Raw genomic sequence first — 15,376 nt, 5'->3', positions numbered from 1 at the left:
GAAATAACAAAAAAAAATATACAATGGCTAAGCGGACGGACAGGCAGGGAAATAGTACAGATTCCCAATCCCCCTCTTTATAATACATTGCGTATAAGATTTATTAACTGTCTGGTCTGGGGAATCTACAGAGATTTAACGAATCAAGATGGGAAGAGTCAGTCTTTGTCTTGTCATAATGTTCTTCATCTGTAGTGCTCAAAAAATTGATGCACAAGTACAGAATATCAGAGAGAAACAAGATACCATTTCGGCGACTAAATCATTAGAGCATATCAGGCCCGAGAATATCAAGAAGGGACCATTGAATAATGCTTTGGATGTATTGAGTGGTCAGTCTGCCGGTGTGAACGTCACCACTAATGGGACTGACAGGCTCGCTATGCTGAATAGTATCCGTGTGCGTGGTACCACATCCATTATGGGTGGCAATGACCCGTTAGTAATTATTGACGGAGTGACATCTGACATCGCTACGCTATCTACCATATATCCCGCAGACATCGAGAGTTTCACTATTTTGAAGAATGCTACCGAAACGGCAATGTACGGTTCCCGTGGTGCTTCAGGTGTAATTGAGATTAAGACCAAGAAAGGAACGGGGCGAGGTTTCGAAATATCATATGATGGCAACTACGGATTCGAGTCAATGTATAAACATCTGCAAATGCTCAACGGCCCGGAGTATATAGCTACAGCAGAGGCACTTGGATTAGATTACAATAATGGTGGCTACAACACCAATTTTCACGATGTAATTACTCGTACGGGCTTGATACATCAGCATCACTTGGCTTTTAGCGGTGGTTCGGAAAACTCAAACTATCGAGCATCGTTCGGTTTTATGGATCATAATACAATTGTCAAAGTTAACGATTACCGAAATTTAGTGGTAAAACTTGATGCTACACAAAAGGCTTTCGATGGTCGCTTAGTTGGCGATTTTGGTGTATATGGCTACTCTTCAAAGATACACGACATTTTCGATACACGAATGCTGTTTTACTCGACAGCTGCACAGAATCCTACATATCCAGCAGGAACTGATGTTAATGGCAACTGGGTGAAGAACTCGGCTGCATCACACATCAACCACCCCGGAGCACTCCTCTATGAGAAAAATGACTCCGAAGAACGGAATTTCAATACACATTTGGGGCTGAAATTTAATATCCTTGACAATTTGATATTGTCGGCTTTCGGCTCTTATTCATATTCATCTACGGGAAATGCTCAATTTTGTCCTACATGGGTGTGGGCGCAAGGCAATGTTTATCGTGGAGAGTTCAAGGGTGAAGACTACTTTACAAATGTGTCCCTCTCATATAACAATGCTTGGGGAGACTCACACCTTGATGCTGTTGTTGGCGCAGAATATCTTAAACAGGTAAGGACTGGTTTATGGGTGCAGGCAAAAGGAATAACAACAAATGATTTCTCCTATAATAACATCGGAGCAACATCATCGCGTCCTTTCGGTGGTACGAGCAGTAGCTATGAAGACCCGTCACTTGCTTCAATAATGGGTAGTGTCACATATAGTTACAAGGATAGATATTCTATTGCGGCAGCACTCCGTGGAGATGGCTCTTCAATGGTAAGCGATAACAATACTTTCGGATTCTTCCCATCAGTATCACTGGGTTGGGATGTAAAAAAAGAAGGCTTCCTCTCTGATACTGACTTTATAACAATGTTGAAACTAAGAACCGGATATGGTCGGTCAGGAAATCTTGGAGGTATAACATCCTATACAACACTTAATACCGTAAAGGAGAATGGTATCGTATCCATCAACGGTGCACCTACCGTAACAATGGGAAGTATACGCAACACGAATCCGGACCTTAAGTGGGAGACTCGTTCAACATTTAATATCGGTTTTGACTTAGGTATATGGGATAATCGGTTGATGCTTACCTCGGAATTATATTACTCAAAGACAACTGATATGCTCTATGAGTATGATGTTCCCGTTCCGACCTTTGCGTTCGATAAACTGATGGCAAATATCGGCTCGATGTCTAACCAGGGTGTCGAACTAGGAATCTCGGTAGTTCCCATTCAACGAAAGGATATGGAGATGAATATCAACTTCAATATGTCCTACCAGAAGAATAAGTTACTTTCGCTTAGTGGAGAGTATAATGGTATGCATATGACAGCTTCAGATATTACTCCGATTGGCTCGCTTTATGGTGCAGGTCAGAACGGTGGAGACAATAATGTAGTATATCAGATTGTAGGTCAGCCATTGGGGGTATTCTATCTACCTCACTGCAAAGGGCTTAAAGAAAATGAACTTGGTGGCTACAGTTACGATATTGAAGATTTGAATGATGATGGCGAGATTGATTTTAGCGATGGCGGAGACAGGTATATAGCAGGTCAGGCAACCCCCAAGGTAACTATTGGATCAAACATCAGTTTCCGTTACAAGTCCTTTGATATTGCCATGCAGATAAATGGTGCTTTCGGTCATAAGATATTCAATGGCACGGGCTTGGCTTATACCAATATGTCTATATTCCCTGACTACAATGTATTGAAGGGTGCTCCTGAAAAAAATATTATTGATCAGAATGTTTCAGACTATTGGTTGGAAAAAGGTGACTATGTAAATATTGAACATATTACCATAGGCTACAATATTCCAATGAAATCCAAGGCTGTGAAGTCATTGCGTCTTTCGGCAGGCATTAGCAACCTTGCAACAATCACAGGCTATAGCGGTCTTACTCCAATGATAAACAGTTATGTAGTAAGCAACACTTTGGGCATTGACGACAAACGCACCTATCCTTTATATCGTACCTATTCGTTAGGTCTTAGTATTCAATTCTAACCGCTTACAGTTATGAAAAGATATATAAACATATTGATGGTTGCTTTGGCAACGATGATGACCTCTTGTCTTACTGAAGACCCTAGAGATCAACTTTATGAAGAAGACATTTACAACAATGCCAACAACATATATATTAATGCAGTGGCTGTGCTCTACAATTACATTGGTGGCAGTGCAGACAGTGAGGGTTTACAGGGGACCTGTCGTGGGATTTATGACTATAACACACTTACTACAGACGAAGCCATGATACCTATTCGTGGTGGCGACTGGTACGATGGAGGTTTGTGGACGAATATGTATCAGCATAAGTGGAGTCCTAATGATTTACCACTCTACAATACTTGGAAATACCTCTACAAGGTTGTTGTGTTATCGAACAAATCTCTGCATATCATCGATAAGTATAGCCATAACCTATCTGAGGAGCAGAGAGTGGCCTACGAAGCTGAGGTGCGAGCTCTGAGAGCACTTTTCTACTACTACATTATGGATATGTATGGCAGAGTGCCCATCGTAACATCCTATGAACAACCGCAGGATGAAGTTGTGCAGAGCGAGCGTAGCGAGGTTTTCCGTTTTATCGTGAATGAGTTGCAGGAGGTTGCCGAGTTGTTGCCAAATGAGCGTAGTAATAAGATGGGTAACTACTATGGTCGTATAACAACACCTGTAGCTAATTTCCTTTTGGCTAAGTTGGCTCTTAATGCCGAGATATATTGTGATGATAATTGGACTGATGGCGTTCCACGGAACGGTAAAGAGATATTTTTCACCGTCGATGGTGAGAAACTCAACGCTTGGCAGACCTGTATCAAATATTGCAATAAACTTGCCGAGGTAGGTTATCGGTTGGAGGACGATTATAGCTATAATTTCTCTGTGCATAACGAGAACTCCAACGAAAACATATTCACCATTCCGTTGGATAAGAACCTCTATGCTGCGCAGTTCTGGTATCTCTTCCGATCACGACACTACAACCATGGCGGTGCGTTGGGTGGCTCATCGGAAAATGGTACCAGTGCCAATATCTCAACAGTCTTAGCCAACGGATACGGCACAGATGATGTAGATGCTCGCTTTGAAAAGAACTTCTATGCCGGCATCGTAGAGGTTGATGGAAAGCCTGTAATGATGGACAATGGACAGCAGTTGGAGTATTTCCCATTGGAGCTAAAGTTGAATCTTACGGGAAGCTCCTATGTCAAGACAGCTGGTGCTCGTATGGCAAAATATGAGGTTGATAGGACCTCACATTCCGACGGTAGACAACCGGATAACGACATCGTGCTATTCCGCTATGCCGATGCTCTCCTGATGAAGTCCGAGGCAAAGGTACGTAATGGTGAGGATGGCTCGTTGGAGTTGAACGAAGTCCGAGGTCGTGTTGGTATGCCATATCGAGAAGCTACGCTTGAGAACATATTGAAAGAGCGTTTGTTGGAGTTAGTATGGGAAGGCTGGCGACGACAAGATATGGTGCGTTTTGGAGTTTATCACAAATCATACGATCAGCGAGTCCAACTGGCTGATGAGAAAAATGGGTATACCACAGTTTTTCCTATTCCACAAAAAAGTATAGACTTGAACCCAAAATTGAAACAAAATGTTGGATATAAATAACTTTAGCCTATGAGTATTCAATTTGACATTGCAAAACAGATTATAGCTGAAACATGCCCTAATCGCAAACTTAAGTTGGAGAATATTCGCCTTTTTGCAGATATTATTCAGCCTAAGAAATATCAAAAAGGTGATATAATTCTAAATGAAGGTGATATCTGTAATTGCCTATTTTATATAGAAAAGGGATTTATTAGACAGCACTACCTAAAGCATGATAAGGATGTGATAGAACATTTAGCATGTGAAAAAGATGTTGTCTGGTGTATTGACAGCTATTTTAACCGAGAGCCAACACATCTTATGATGGATGCTGTAGAAAACAGTGTTTTATGGGAAATTCCGCGTGATATAATGGAAGAACTTTCTGATGCTAATGGTGATATAGCTTATCTATATCGGAGTTTTTTTGAAAATTCCTTAATGTTATCACAATTAAAGGCTGACATTTTACGTTTCGAATCAGCAAATGACAGATACGCTAGATTACAGCAACATTTTCCTGAAATAACTAGAAGAGCACCTTTGACAATGATTGCTTCATATCTTCAGATGACATTGGAAACATTAAGCAGAGTACGTGTATCAATAGCTAATGCTGAGAGCAAATAAAGCAAACTAACTATTAGGACTTAACTAACATCAAAAACAGGTCAGGATATAGCGTCCTGACCTGTTTCTTTAATAAACTTAAAAGCTATGGATTAATGAGATGTTAGTCATCGTCATCATCATCGAATTCATCCTCATCGTCATCATCATATTCTATTGCTTCACTTTCTTCAATAATGTTACTAAAAGCTCCTGTTAAATCAAAATGATAGTTCTTTTTATTGTTAGAATATGGAAAATAAGAAGGAAGAGCCAACTTTGAACAAGGTAACGTTCGTAAACGGTGTGCAGATTAAAAACAAAAGTGGAAAGCACTGATGTGGGATAATTTTATCTATTATGGTAAGATTAATCAAAACAGAGACAGTCATAAGTGTACTGATGGGGCATTTTATAAAGAAATTATTGTTTATCTTGCTGTTTGTCGGGGTACTGATTGCTCCGGCAAACGCACAAAACGAAAAGAATATGTATTCGTACAAGAAAATTGGCAACAAGTATATTGTCAGCATTAACAATCATACTGAAATTGTGAAAGCCCTGAATGCTTTCTGCAAGGAGAAAGGAATTCTGTCGGGTTCTATCAACGGGATTGGTGCTATCGGAGAGCTGACCCTCCGTTTCTTCAATCCCAAGACAAAAGCATATGATGATAAGACATTCCGGGAGCAAATGGAAATATCCAACCTTACAGGGAATATATCATCTATGAATGAGCAGGTATATCTTCATTTGCATATAACCGTCGGCAGGAGCGACTATTCCGCTTTAGCCGGACATCTACTTTCCGCAATACAGAATGGTGCAGGGGAGTTCGTGGTGGAAGATTATAGCGAGCGGATAAGTCGCACATATAATCCGGATTTAGGACTGAATATATACGATTTTGAAAGATAGTTGCCTATAAATATCGCTTGGAATACAGGATAATACATCATTCAGCTTAGATGATATATATCAAAAAAAGTTTATCAATTCTGTCACGTTAACTTTGCAACAGAAATAATTTAAAGACTATCAAATATGGATAAAGACAAGGATATGAGCCGCCGGAGATTCCTTAAAATGGCGGCATTGACAGGAGCTGCCATGTGTGTCGGGCCTACCTTGAACAAGGTAACGGCAGCAGAACGGGTATGGATGGGGAAACAACAAGTTGCAAACAACATCCCTGCAGGCATGGCGGCGGTGCGCACTCGGCGAACATTGGGACACGGAAATACGGCATTCACTGTTTCTGCAATGGGATATGGCTGTATGGGCTTGAACCATAACCGCAGCCAGTACCCGAGCAGGGAAAAAGAAATCGCCCTGGTGCATGAAGCTGTTGAACGTGGGGTGACCCTTTTCGATACAGCCGAAAGCTACGGCTACCACATCAATGAAAAATTGGTCGGCGAAGCCTTGAAAGGATATACCGACCGGGTATTTGTGTCATCGAAGTTCGGACATAAGTTTGTAAACGGTGTGCAGATTAAAACCGAAGAGGACAGCACTCCGGCCAACATCCGCCGGGTTTGTGAAAACTCGTTGCGCAATCTCGGAGTTGAAACATTGGGCATGTTCTACCAGCACCGCATAGACCCGAACACACCGATTGAAGCGGTGGCTGAAACATGCAGCAAACTCATCAAGGAAGGTAAAATCCTGCATTGGGGCATGTGTGAAGTAAACGTTGATACCATCCGCCGTGCGCACAAGATATGTCCGGTTACGGCAATCCAAAGCGAATATCACTTGATGCACCGCATGGTAGAGACGAACGGAGTGTTGGAGCTGTGCGAGGATTTGGGCATCGGTTTCGTTCCATACAGTCCGCTGAACCGTGGTTTTTTGGGCGGTATGATCAATGAATATACCAAGTTTGATGTTACCAACGACAACCGGCAGACCTTGCCACGCTTCCAGCCCGAAGCCATACGCGCCAACTATCGTATTGTGGAAGTTCTTAACGCTTTCGGCCGTACAAGAGGCATTACCCCGGCACAGATAGCTTTGGCCTGGCTGATGAACAAGAAGCCTTTTATCGTGCCTATTCCGGGCACCACCAAACTCTCTCATCTGGAAGAGAACCTTCGTGCCTGCGACATCCGTTTCACGGCAGAAGAGATAGAAGAACTGGAAACAGCCGTAGCTGCCATTCCTGTGGTGGGTAGCCGCTACGATGCCTTGCAGGAGTCTAAAATCCCAAAATAATCCGTGTATGAAGAAACAGATATTTTACATGACGTTCATCGCTTTACTGTCGGGCTGTAATTGTTACAAAGGGAATATTCTGCAAATAGAGGAACAAGGCAGTTTTGCCGTAGGTGGCACCGTACTGACCGATTCATTGGGACACAAATACCACGGCGACCATGCTTATGTATTTTATCAGAAACCGGTTGATGCACGGAAATATCCGCTTGTTTTTGCACATGGTGTCGGCCAGTTTTCCAAAACATGGGAGACCACTCCTGACGGACGCGAAGGGTTTCAGAATATATTTCTTCGCAAAGGTTTCTCCACCTATCTTGTCGACCAGCCTCGCCGGGGAAATGCCGGACGGAGTACGGAAGCTGTCACACTGGAACCGGTATTCGATGAAGAAGAATGGTTCAACCGTTTCCGTGTGGGAATCTATCCTGATTATTTCGAGGGTGTACAGTTCAGTCGCGACCGGGAAGCCTTAAACCAGTACTTCCGGCAGATGACGCCGACCATCGGACCTTTGGACTTCGATGTCTATTCCGATGCCTATGCTGCTCTTTTTGACAAAATCGGTCCGGCCATATTTGTCACTCATTCACAAGGCGGTCCGGTGGGTTGGTTTACTTTGCTCAAAACGAAGAACATCAAAGCCATTGTAGCATACGAACCCGGTGGAAGTGTACCCTTCCCAACCGGTCAAGTTCCCGAAGAAGGCAAAGTCTTGACACGGTCTAAAAAAACAGAAGGAATAGAAGTCCCTATGGCAGTTTTCAAGAGATACATGGAAATTCCCATCATCATTTACTATGGGGATAACCTGCCCGAAACAGACGAACATCCGGAACTTTACGAATGGACACGCCGTCTGCATCTCATGCGCAAGTGGGCCGAAATGCTCAATAAGCTGGGCGGTGACGTGACGGTCATTCATCTGCCCGATGTCGGTCTGCATGGGAATACGCACTTCCCGATGTCGGATTTGAACAATGTGGAAGTAGCTGACCTGCTGTCGAAGTGGCTGTATGAGAAACAGCTGGACAGATAGAAATTAACAGAGGATAACCCCAAAACCTAAATAAAAATAGTTATGAAACTGAAGTGCTTATTGGCAATGCTGCTCTTAACCTTCCTTTCGTGCAGCAACACTCCGGCTGTTGAAGATAAGATAGATTCGTTGCCTCACTCAGAGCCGGGGAAAACATTGATAGTCTATTTCTCATGGAGCGGACATACGCAAACTGTAGCCAACATTATCCATGAACTTATTGGATGCGACATGGTGGAGATTGAACCGGAAGAACCCTATTCTGATGAATATAATGAAGTGGTTGACCGTTTCAAAAATGAAAGAGACAATCATATTCTTCCAGCTCTGCGTACAAAAGTAGAGAATATGGATGATTATGATACATTGATTATCGGTAGTCCTATTTGGGGTGGTCTTCTGTCTTCTCCTGTAAAAAGTTTCCTGTCCGGTTATGATTTGTCCGGGAAAAAGATACTCCCATTCTGTACACATGGAGGAAGCGGAACAGCACAAAGTGTGGATAATATCCGCAAACTATGTCCCCATGCTGAAATATTGCTGTTTATGGCAGTCAAACTGCAAACTCTCGGAATGAAGTGAAAAAATGGCTGTCAGAAGCCGGATTTTCTGTCGAATTAAATTACGCCCGTTCAATAGTTTTAATACTGAAATGAAATATCCTTTGTTATCCGCACTCTTTCATCCCCTTTTTCAGAGATTTGCAGATAGACCAGTAGTTGAGATTAGGGAATATGAGATTGTCTTCCTGACAGGGTCGGTAACGCTCGATAATCTGCAAAGGAGTATCCAACAGTTTCACTTGGAACGGCACTTTTGTCTTGTACCGTTTGGACAATATCCACTTCTCACCATTCACTTCTACGATGTTGCTATTGGTTAGTTCCTTGATGTCCACGAAAGAGAGGGCAGTGAAGCTGGCGAAAACAAAAATGTCACGAATATAGAACAGTTGGACATCCCCAACTCGTGCGTCATCAACGTTTTCAGTTCATCTTCCGTCAGGAACTCACGTTCCGTCACATTAGGGCTGATGTGGAATTGGGCAAACGTTTTTTTCGGTATTAGTCCGTTAAAGTGCACACACATGACAACGCCTTTCAGCCACATGCATTTTTCCCATATCGTCCCGTTGTGAAGTCCCGCTTTCGTTGATAGGTAGGCTGCAAACCCCTTGATGAAGTCGGGCTTAATCTCCAGCATGAACATATCCGTCCGTCTGTAAAAAGACTTGATGAACGCTGCCACATGGTTTCTTGCCACCACCCGTGAACGGTGGTTGCCATTACCCTGTCTTTTCCGACACGCTTCTTGAATACTTCGTTCTCACGTCCGGACGCTTTGAGCAGTGTCTCATACTCACTGCCGATACCCTGATAAGCATTGCTCACCATTTCAGCCGTCACGAACGCTTCACGGTCGAATATACGCAGGTAGTGCTTGATGATTTGAGCCTTGATGTTGTCAAGGGCAAGGTTGATATCACGTACTTCCGCACTCTTGCCTTTCGCCCTGTTCCCTTTCACGTCCCAAAGCGTTTTCGGGATACTCTACTTATAGCTGAACTGCGTCACAATCCCGTTAATCGTTACCCGTCCTATGATGCGGACAATATCGTTTTTCTCCTTGTTGCCGTTCACGTAGAACAGCACTTTGAATGTACTTCTTGCCATACTCGTTTTTTAAGTTTAAAATTAAGTATCAATGAGTTATGCCTTGTAAACCAACCGAAGCCATACGGAGAAAAATTCAGCACGGAGTATCAAAAACCACCTTTCACGGGGTAATGATTTAGCAACCTTTCTACTTCATAAATTTACTTTTTTTTGCGTTACCTCGTTTTATGCCTTTGTCCTCATTTGTCCTCACAAACGCTTTATTCATAGCCGTTTTAAAAACATTTCCGCCTTTCTATTCCTCTTTTCCACAGATTTTTAGTAAATTTATATCCGTCTAATTTTTAAGGTCCTATGTTCAGACTCAATCTAACCAAACATTGCATAAAGTGGTACTGTTTCATCCAAATGCAACTGATGGACACGTTCGTACATTATTTTGTGCTTGTATCGTTATATCTATTGCAGCTATTATCTGTAGTTCATTTGTATCCATGGCCCATTACAGACAGGCGTTATTCAGTATGACTTATTTTTCCTCCCTGGTGTTTTTTTGTGGAGTATGCATTGCGCATTTGCGGCACCGGTCAAATATCCGGATAGAGACATAAACCGTACACGATGGAAATATATTTTTTCATTCTATGGTTTGTGGACTCCGTGACCATTCTCCCTTATATGTTAACCTATATGTATTGGGATACGAATATTGTCCATGTCATTATCCTCCTTTACATTTTTATTATTGTCAAATAGATAAGATACTTACGGAAGAGTGGGTTATGACCTATATACCTGCGGTATCATGATCTGTTTTTCTGCTATTCTGCTATACTATATAGAGCTTAATGTACAGCTTGAGGATTTCAAAACATTCGTGACGGGCTTTGGTGGGCAGTAATTCTAAGACTTTAAATAAAGAAAAATTAAGCCACCCCTTAAAAAAAAGAGATATTTCCTTTCAAAGAATTCATTTCTTTTATTACATTTGTATTAGTCTTTTGAAAATAGAAGATTTATAGTAAAGCGTTAAGGCATTATCCAAGTTCAGGAAATCCCCAATTTCGAAACAACAATTGGATAATACATTGGACGCTCCACGTTCTATCTATATAGATTTTTGTTATATATAGGCGTGGGGCTTTGTGTATTATATGTTGTTGAGTATGGGGATACTTCTGAACGGTAATACCAAAGTTCCCACGCTTAACTTTATATAAACACAACTCCAGGGAACAGGGTTGGCTTATAATAAACATTATGAAAGCAACTTGTTTTAAAAGCGAGACAACTGTCTCCAACGACTTTCCCCCTTTGTTTGTTACTGTCTTTTGTGGAATATTCTATCCTTTCATTTCCATTCCTGTCTCTTTCGGAACATACCGTTCATTATCATACAAATTACATGCCAAAGCACTTTTCTGCCTTCTCCTGCTATGGTACTAGATAATAGTAACTCCCCCTATCACATAGAGGAAGAACTTTGGTTACAGATACTTTCTCTGTCAAGAGAGTTGCAGGAGTGTAAAGCTAGTCTGCACCATAATACTTTGGACTGTATTTCCGATAAGATTGAAGGAATAGAAAGAGAACTGGATGTCTTATTGGATATTCTGCAAGGGAGGCAAGACAAAAAGACATCATAGTGCTATTTTTTATGACAATTTGTCTACGCCGATAAGTTATCCTATTATTTAAGCCTCGTTTAAGAATTCCGTTTTATGGGTTACCCACAATCGAATGGAATTTTTATATACTGAGAATAACACATGATATTAGTAATGGATTTTCAATATTCAGAGTGATAATGGATAAACGAATAGAAAACGCCATGAATGAGTTGATCAATACAGAAATATGGTCAACCGGTTTATACCTGTCATTGCAGGTTTATTTTGAAGATGAACGGCTTCCAATACTTAGCTCCTGGCTGAACTCCCAAGCACAGGACAATATGAACAAGGTTTATCAGATGATGAATCGGATATGCCATGATGGAGGATGTGTTGTAATCAATGAAATGAAACGGGATACACATGAATGGACAACGCCATTGAATGCCTTGAATGAATTGCTTGAACATGAGCAGTACATATCACGTCAGGTAAACACATTTCTCATATTATGCTGGAATGTAAGCATGTCCTTCCATTCTTTCATCAGCGGGCTGTATGCAGACCGTATATATGTAAGTACGGCATTTATGGAATTGTTACGTATCCTCGCCAAGGAAAACGAACGGAAACTACCTTATTTTTGACGGTATGGATTTAAGATTGATGTTATGCAAAATTTAATATTGCAGAATGCTATCTGGTATGTTTTTTGCGATATAATAATCGATAATAAACTATATGTCATCATGGATATATTTGTATATTTAACATTGTGTTTCACTTCGCTATTCACCTTGATGGACCCTCTTGGAGTAATGCCGGTATTCCTGCAAATGACTGATGGAATGGATACGAAAGAACGCAGATATATCGCCTTGAAAGCATGTATCATTGCATTTATCATATTAGTCCTTTTTACATTATCGGGCAGGTTTCTGTTTCATTTTTTCGGCATCTCAACAAACGGATTCCGGATTGTGGGAGGTATCATCATCTTTAAAATCGGATATGATATGTTGCAGGCACATTTTACCCATGTGAAACTGAATGAAACTGAACGAAAAGAATATTCCAAAGATATAACCATCACACCTCTTGCCATTCCGATGTTATGCGGTCCGGGAGCGATTTCCAGTGGAATAACATTGATGGAAGATGCTTCGGAATATACTTTCAAAATAGTATTGCTTGGCGTAATCGCTTTGGTCTGCATTCTTTCCTTCTTTATTCTGTGCGCGTCCACCCAGCTTTTAAAAATCTTGGGAGAGACGGGAAACAATGTGATGATGAGACTGATGGGACTTATTCTAATGGTGATCGCCGTGGAATGTTTTATCAGCGGGATACGTCCGGTATTAATTGAAATCTTGAAACAAGCCCATGCTTGTTCTTAAAGAAGAGAGATAATTTGGATTTATTATTAACATTAAAAGTTTGATTCATCATGACTGAAAAATTGCAAAATGCTCTGAATGAGCAAATCACAGCAGAATTATGGTCTGCCAACCTGTATTTATCAATGTCTTTTTATCTGGAAAGAGAGGGCTTTTCCGGAATGGCTCGCTGGATGCAGAAACAGTCTGCAGAAGAGACCGGGCATGCATATGCCATTGCCGGGTACATGATTAAGCGTGAGGCAACCCCGAAAGTAGACAAGGTCGATGTGGTTCCACAAGGTTGGGGTAACCCTGTTGAAGTATTCGAGCATGCTTTGGAGCATGAAAAACATGTTTCCAAACTGATTGATGAGTTGGTACAGGTAGCATCCGAAGAGAAAGACAATGCCACTCAGGACTTCTTGTGGCAATTTGTTCGTGAGCAAGTAGAAGATGAAGCGAATGTACTCAATATTGTTAGTCATCTGAGGAAAGCCGGAGACTGTGCTATCCTTTTTATGGATGCAAAACTGGGTGAACGGGAGTCATAAACCAGAATAATCAATAAAAATAAATAAAATGAAAATAGTAGATTTATTGGGAGGAAAGGCTGAGTACTACCTGAACCATACATGTAAGACGATAGACAAACAACTTATCCATATTCCGGGACCGGATATGATAGATAAGGTATGGATGAATTCCGACAGGAATATCCGTACATTGGAAAGTTTGCAGGCTTTATACGGACATGGACGTCTGGCCAATACGGGCTATGTATCCATTCTGCCTGTAGACCAGGGCATAGAACATTCTGCAGGAGCGTCTTTCGCCCCCAATCCGCTTTATTTCGATCCCGAAAACATCATAAAGCTGGCCATTGAAGGAGGGTGTAATGCCGTGGCATCCACATTCGGTGTGTTGGGCGCCGTGGCACGCAAATATGCACACAAGATACCTTTTATCGTCAAGCTGAACCATAATGAGTTGCTGACTTATCCGAACAGCTACGACCAGGTAATGTTCGGTACGGTGAAAGAGGCATGGAACATGGGAGCCGTAGCTGTCGGTGCTACCATTTATTTCGGTTCGGAACAAAGCCGCCGCCAGATAGTGGAAGTGTCACAGGCTTTTGAATATGCCCACGAACTGGGAATGGCTACTATTCTGTGGTGCTATTTGAGAAACAGCAGCTTCAAAAAGGATGGTACCGACTATCATGCCGCTGCCGACTTGACAGGACAAGCCAACCATATCGGGGTTACCATTAAAGCCGATATCGTGAAGCAGAAGCTCCCATCCAATAACGGCGGTTTCAAGGCTATCGGATTCGGAAAGACAAACGAGTGTATGTATTCGGAACTGACCACTGACCATCCGATAGACCTTTGCCGTTATCAGGTGGCGAATGGCTATATGGGACGTGTCGGATTGATTAACTCGGGCGGTGAATCCCATGGGGAATCCGACCTGCATGATGCTGTCGTAACGGCAGTAGTAAATAAGCGTGCAGGTGGTATGGGGCTGATCAGCGGTCGTAAGGCTTTCCAGAAACCGATGAAAGACGGAATTCAACTTCTGAACACCATTCAGGACGTATATCTGGATTCTTCAATAACCATTGCATAAAGAAGAAGTATCCATGAAAAGAATAGTGTTATTACGTCATGGCGAAAGTCTATGGAACAAAGAAAACCGTTTTACTGGATGGACGGACGTGGATTTAAGCGAGAAAGGAGTTGAAGAAGCCTGCAAGGCAGGCGATGCATTACGGGAGGCTGGATTTTCTTTTGAGGCAGCTTACACTTCTTACTTGAAACGTGCCGTAAAAACGTTGAACTGTGTCTTGGACCGGCTGGATAAAGACTGGATTCCGGTTGAAAAGACCTGGCGGCTGAACGAGAAGCATTACGGCATGCTTCAGGGACTGAATAAGAGTGAAACAGCGGTCCAATATGGTGAAGAACAAGTACACATCTGGCGAAGAAGCTATGACGTGGCTCCCGCTCCGGTAGGCAAAGATGATCCCCGTAATCCGGGCATGGATATCCGCTATGCCGGTGTACCAGATAGCGAACTTCCCCGTACGGAATCCCTGAAAGATACTATTGGGCGTGTCATGCCTTACTGGAAATGCATCATCTTTCCCGCATTGATGTATAAGGACAGCCTGCTGGTAGTCGCCCATGGTAACAGCCTGCGCGGAATCATCAAGCATCTCAAAGGAATTTCCGATACGGATATTTCCAACCTGAACCTGCCTACGGCAGTTCCTTATGTCTTTGAATTTGACGACAGGCTGGTTCTTGTCAAGGACTACTACCTTGGAAACCCGGAAGAGATACGGAAACGGGCAGAAGCTGTGGCCAAACAAGGGATGGCTAAAAAATAAAAATCTGTCTATCAAGCAGATGCTTTTTTTTAAGTTTTAATTATTAACTTTTAAA

The 15,376-nt window shown here is 42.2% G+C and carries 14 protein-coding genes and 1 pseudogene; 13 read left to right on the top strand and 2 right to left on the bottom strand.

All coding sequences use genetic code 11. The annotated features are described in order from the left end of the window. Positions 1-148: 148 nt before the first annotated feature. From NQ542_RS05020 to NQ542_RS05010, 3 genes are read left to right on the top strand one after another with little or no spacing between them, the layout of a single operon-like run. The gene (locus NQ542_RS05020) at positions 149-2,845 is read left to right on the top strand and encodes a SusC/RagA family TonB-linked outer membrane protein (RefSeq protein WP_005641956.1); all 2,697 of its coding nucleotides are present in this window, start codon (positions 149-151) and stop codon (positions 2,843-2,845) included. A 12-nt stretch (positions 2,846-2,857) separates the two neighbouring features. Further along, positions 2,858-4,474, top strand: coding sequence for a RagB/SusD family nutrient uptake outer membrane protein (locus NQ542_RS05015; RefSeq protein WP_005641955.1), 1,617 nt, complete (start codon positions 2,858-2,860; stop codon positions 4,472-4,474). A gap of 9 nt (positions 4,475-4,483) precedes the next feature. Further along, positions 4,484-5,086: a Crp/Fnr family transcriptional regulator gene (locus tag NQ542_RS05010; protein ID WP_004295295.1), complete on the top strand. Its 603-nt coding sequence runs from the start codon at positions 4,484-4,486 to the stop codon at positions 5,084-5,086. 103 nt (positions 5,087-5,189) lie between these two features. Here NQ542_RS05010 and NQ542_RS05005 read toward each other — a convergent pair whose 3' ends face one another. Beyond that, on the bottom strand, positions 5,190-5,342 hold the full coding sequence (locus NQ542_RS05005) for a hypothetical protein (protein ID WP_005641954.1): 153 nt from the start codon (positions 5,340-5,342) through the stop codon (positions 5,190-5,192). An 83-nt stretch (positions 5,343-5,425) separates the two neighbouring features. On the opposite strand from NQ542_RS05005, the gene NQ542_RS05000 reads away from it, so the two are divergent. The 4 genes from NQ542_RS05000 to NQ542_RS04985 all read left to right on the top strand — a co-directional run bounded on the left by NQ542_RS05000 (position 5,426) and on the right by NQ542_RS04985 (position 8,903). Further along, entirely contained in the window at positions 5,426-5,983 is a 558-nt protein-coding gene (locus NQ542_RS05000; protein WP_005641953.1) for a PPC domain-containing DNA-binding protein, read from the top strand. A gap of 126 nt (positions 5,984-6,109) precedes the next feature. Beyond that, positions 6,110-7,282, top strand: a complete 1,173-nt coding sequence (locus NQ542_RS04995) for an aldo/keto reductase (RefSeq protein ID WP_004295292.1) — start codon at positions 6,110-6,112, stop codon at positions 7,280-7,282. 7 nt (positions 7,283-7,289) lie between these two features. Beyond that, on the top strand, positions 7,290-8,321 hold the full coding sequence (locus tag NQ542_RS04990; protein WP_005641952.1) for an alpha/beta hydrolase: 1,032 nt from the start codon (positions 7,290-7,292) through the stop codon (positions 8,319-8,321). 42 nt (positions 8,322-8,363) lie between these two features. Continuing rightward, positions 8,364-8,903 carry a flavodoxin gene (locus NQ542_RS04985; RefSeq protein WP_004295290.1) on the top strand — a complete coding sequence of 180 codons (540 nt, stop codon included), beginning with the start codon at positions 8,364-8,366 and terminating at the stop codon, positions 8,901-8,903. 68 nt (positions 8,904-8,971) lie between these two features. On the opposite strand, the pseudogene NQ542_RS04980 reads toward NQ542_RS04985, so the two are convergent. After that, positions 8,972-9,994: pseudogene (locus NQ542_RS04980) on the bottom strand (site-specific integrase); the annotation flags it as partial. Between the two features lie 1,379 nt (positions 9,995-11,373). On the opposite strand from NQ542_RS04980, the gene NQ542_RS17835 reads away from it, so the two are divergent. From NQ542_RS17835 to gpmA, 6 genes are all read left to right on the top strand, one after another. Then, the gene (locus tag NQ542_RS17835; RefSeq protein ID WP_004295287.1) at positions 11,374-11,583 is read left to right on the top strand and encodes a hypothetical protein; all 210 of its coding nucleotides are present in this window, start codon (positions 11,374-11,376) and stop codon (positions 11,581-11,583) included. 161 nt (positions 11,584-11,744) lie between these two features. Continuing rightward, positions 11,745-12,197 (top strand): ferritin-like domain-containing protein, encoded by a 453-nt coding sequence (locus tag NQ542_RS04975; RefSeq protein WP_005641945.1) that lies wholly within the window; start codon positions 11,745-11,747, stop codon positions 12,195-12,197. Between the two features lie 102 nt (positions 12,198-12,299). Then, positions 12,300-12,947, top strand: coding sequence for a MarC family protein (locus tag NQ542_RS04970; RefSeq protein ID WP_039850248.1), 648 nt, complete (start codon positions 12,300-12,302; stop codon positions 12,945-12,947). Positions 12,948-12,997: 50 nt separating this feature from the next. Beyond that, on the top strand, positions 12,998-13,480 hold the full coding sequence (locus NQ542_RS04965) for a ferritin (RefSeq protein ID WP_004295284.1): 483 nt from the start codon (positions 12,998-13,000) through the stop codon (positions 13,478-13,480). A gap of 28 nt (positions 13,481-13,508) precedes the next feature. Next, positions 13,509-14,558 carry a class I fructose-bisphosphate aldolase gene (locus tag NQ542_RS04960; protein WP_004295283.1) on the top strand — a complete coding sequence of 350 codons (1,050 nt, stop codon included), beginning with the start codon at positions 13,509-13,511 and terminating at the stop codon, positions 14,556-14,558. A gap of 13 nt (positions 14,559-14,571) precedes the next feature. Then, positions 14,572-15,321 carry a 2,3-diphosphoglycerate-dependent phosphoglycerate mutase gene (gpmA, locus tag NQ542_RS04955; protein WP_004295282.1) on the top strand — a complete coding sequence of 250 codons (750 nt, stop codon included), beginning with the start codon at positions 14,572-14,574 and terminating at the stop codon, positions 15,319-15,321. The last annotated feature ends 55 nt before the right edge of the window (positions 15,322-15,376 follow it).

The organism is Parabacteroides merdae ATCC 43184 (assembly GCF_025151215.1).
GTDB classification, from domain to species: domain Bacteria; phylum Bacteroidota; class Bacteroidia; order Bacteroidales; family Tannerellaceae; genus Parabacteroides; species Parabacteroides merdae.
The sequence above is the reverse complement of the archived record's forward strand: the minus strand, read 5'-3'. Positions and strand labels throughout refer to the sequence as shown.

What these genes read in the sequence shown, in the direction of transcription:
- NQ542_RS05020 (WP_005641956.1), top strand. Translation starts at nt 149, where the DNA reads ATGGGAAGAGTCAGTCTTTGTCTTGTCATAATGTTCTTCATCTGTAGT.
- NQ542_RS05015 (WP_005641955.1), top strand. Translation starts at nt 2,858, where the DNA reads ATGAAAAGATATATAAACATATTGATGGTTGCTTTGGCAACGATGATG.
- NQ542_RS05010 (WP_004295295.1), top strand. Translation starts at nt 4,484, where the DNA reads ATGAGTATTCAATTTGACATTGCAAAACAGATTATAGCTGAAACATGC.
- NQ542_RS05000 (WP_005641953.1), top strand. Translation starts at nt 5,426, where the DNA reads ATGGTAAGATTAATCAAAACAGAGACAGTCATAAGTGTACTGATGGGG.
- NQ542_RS04995 (WP_004295292.1), top strand. Translation starts at nt 6,110, where the DNA reads ATGGATAAAGACAAGGATATGAGCCGCCGGAGATTCCTTAAAATGGCG.
- NQ542_RS04990 (WP_005641952.1), top strand. Translation starts at nt 7,290, where the DNA reads ATGAAGAAACAGATATTTTACATGACGTTCATCGCTTTACTGTCGGGC.
- NQ542_RS04985 (WP_004295290.1), top strand. Translation starts at nt 8,364, where the DNA reads ATGAAACTGAAGTGCTTATTGGCAATGCTGCTCTTAACCTTCCTTTCG.
- NQ542_RS17835 (WP_004295287.1), top strand. Translation starts at nt 11,374, where the DNA reads ATGGTACTAGATAATAGTAACTCCCCCTATCACATAGAGGAAGAACTT.
- NQ542_RS04975 (WP_005641945.1), top strand. Translation starts at nt 11,745, where the DNA reads ATGGATAAACGAATAGAAAACGCCATGAATGAGTTGATCAATACAGAA.
- NQ542_RS04970 (WP_039850248.1), top strand. Translation starts at nt 12,300, where the DNA reads ATGGATATATTTGTATATTTAACATTGTGTTTCACTTCGCTATTCACC.
- NQ542_RS04965 (WP_004295284.1), top strand. Translation starts at nt 12,998, where the DNA reads ATGACTGAAAAATTGCAAAATGCTCTGAATGAGCAAATCACAGCAGAA.
- NQ542_RS04960 (WP_004295283.1), top strand. Translation starts at nt 13,509, where the DNA reads ATGAAAATAGTAGATTTATTGGGAGGAAAGGCTGAGTACTACCTGAAC.
- gpmA (WP_004295282.1), top strand. Translation starts at nt 14,572, where the DNA reads ATGAAAAGAATAGTGTTATTACGTCATGGCGAAAGTCTATGGAACAAA.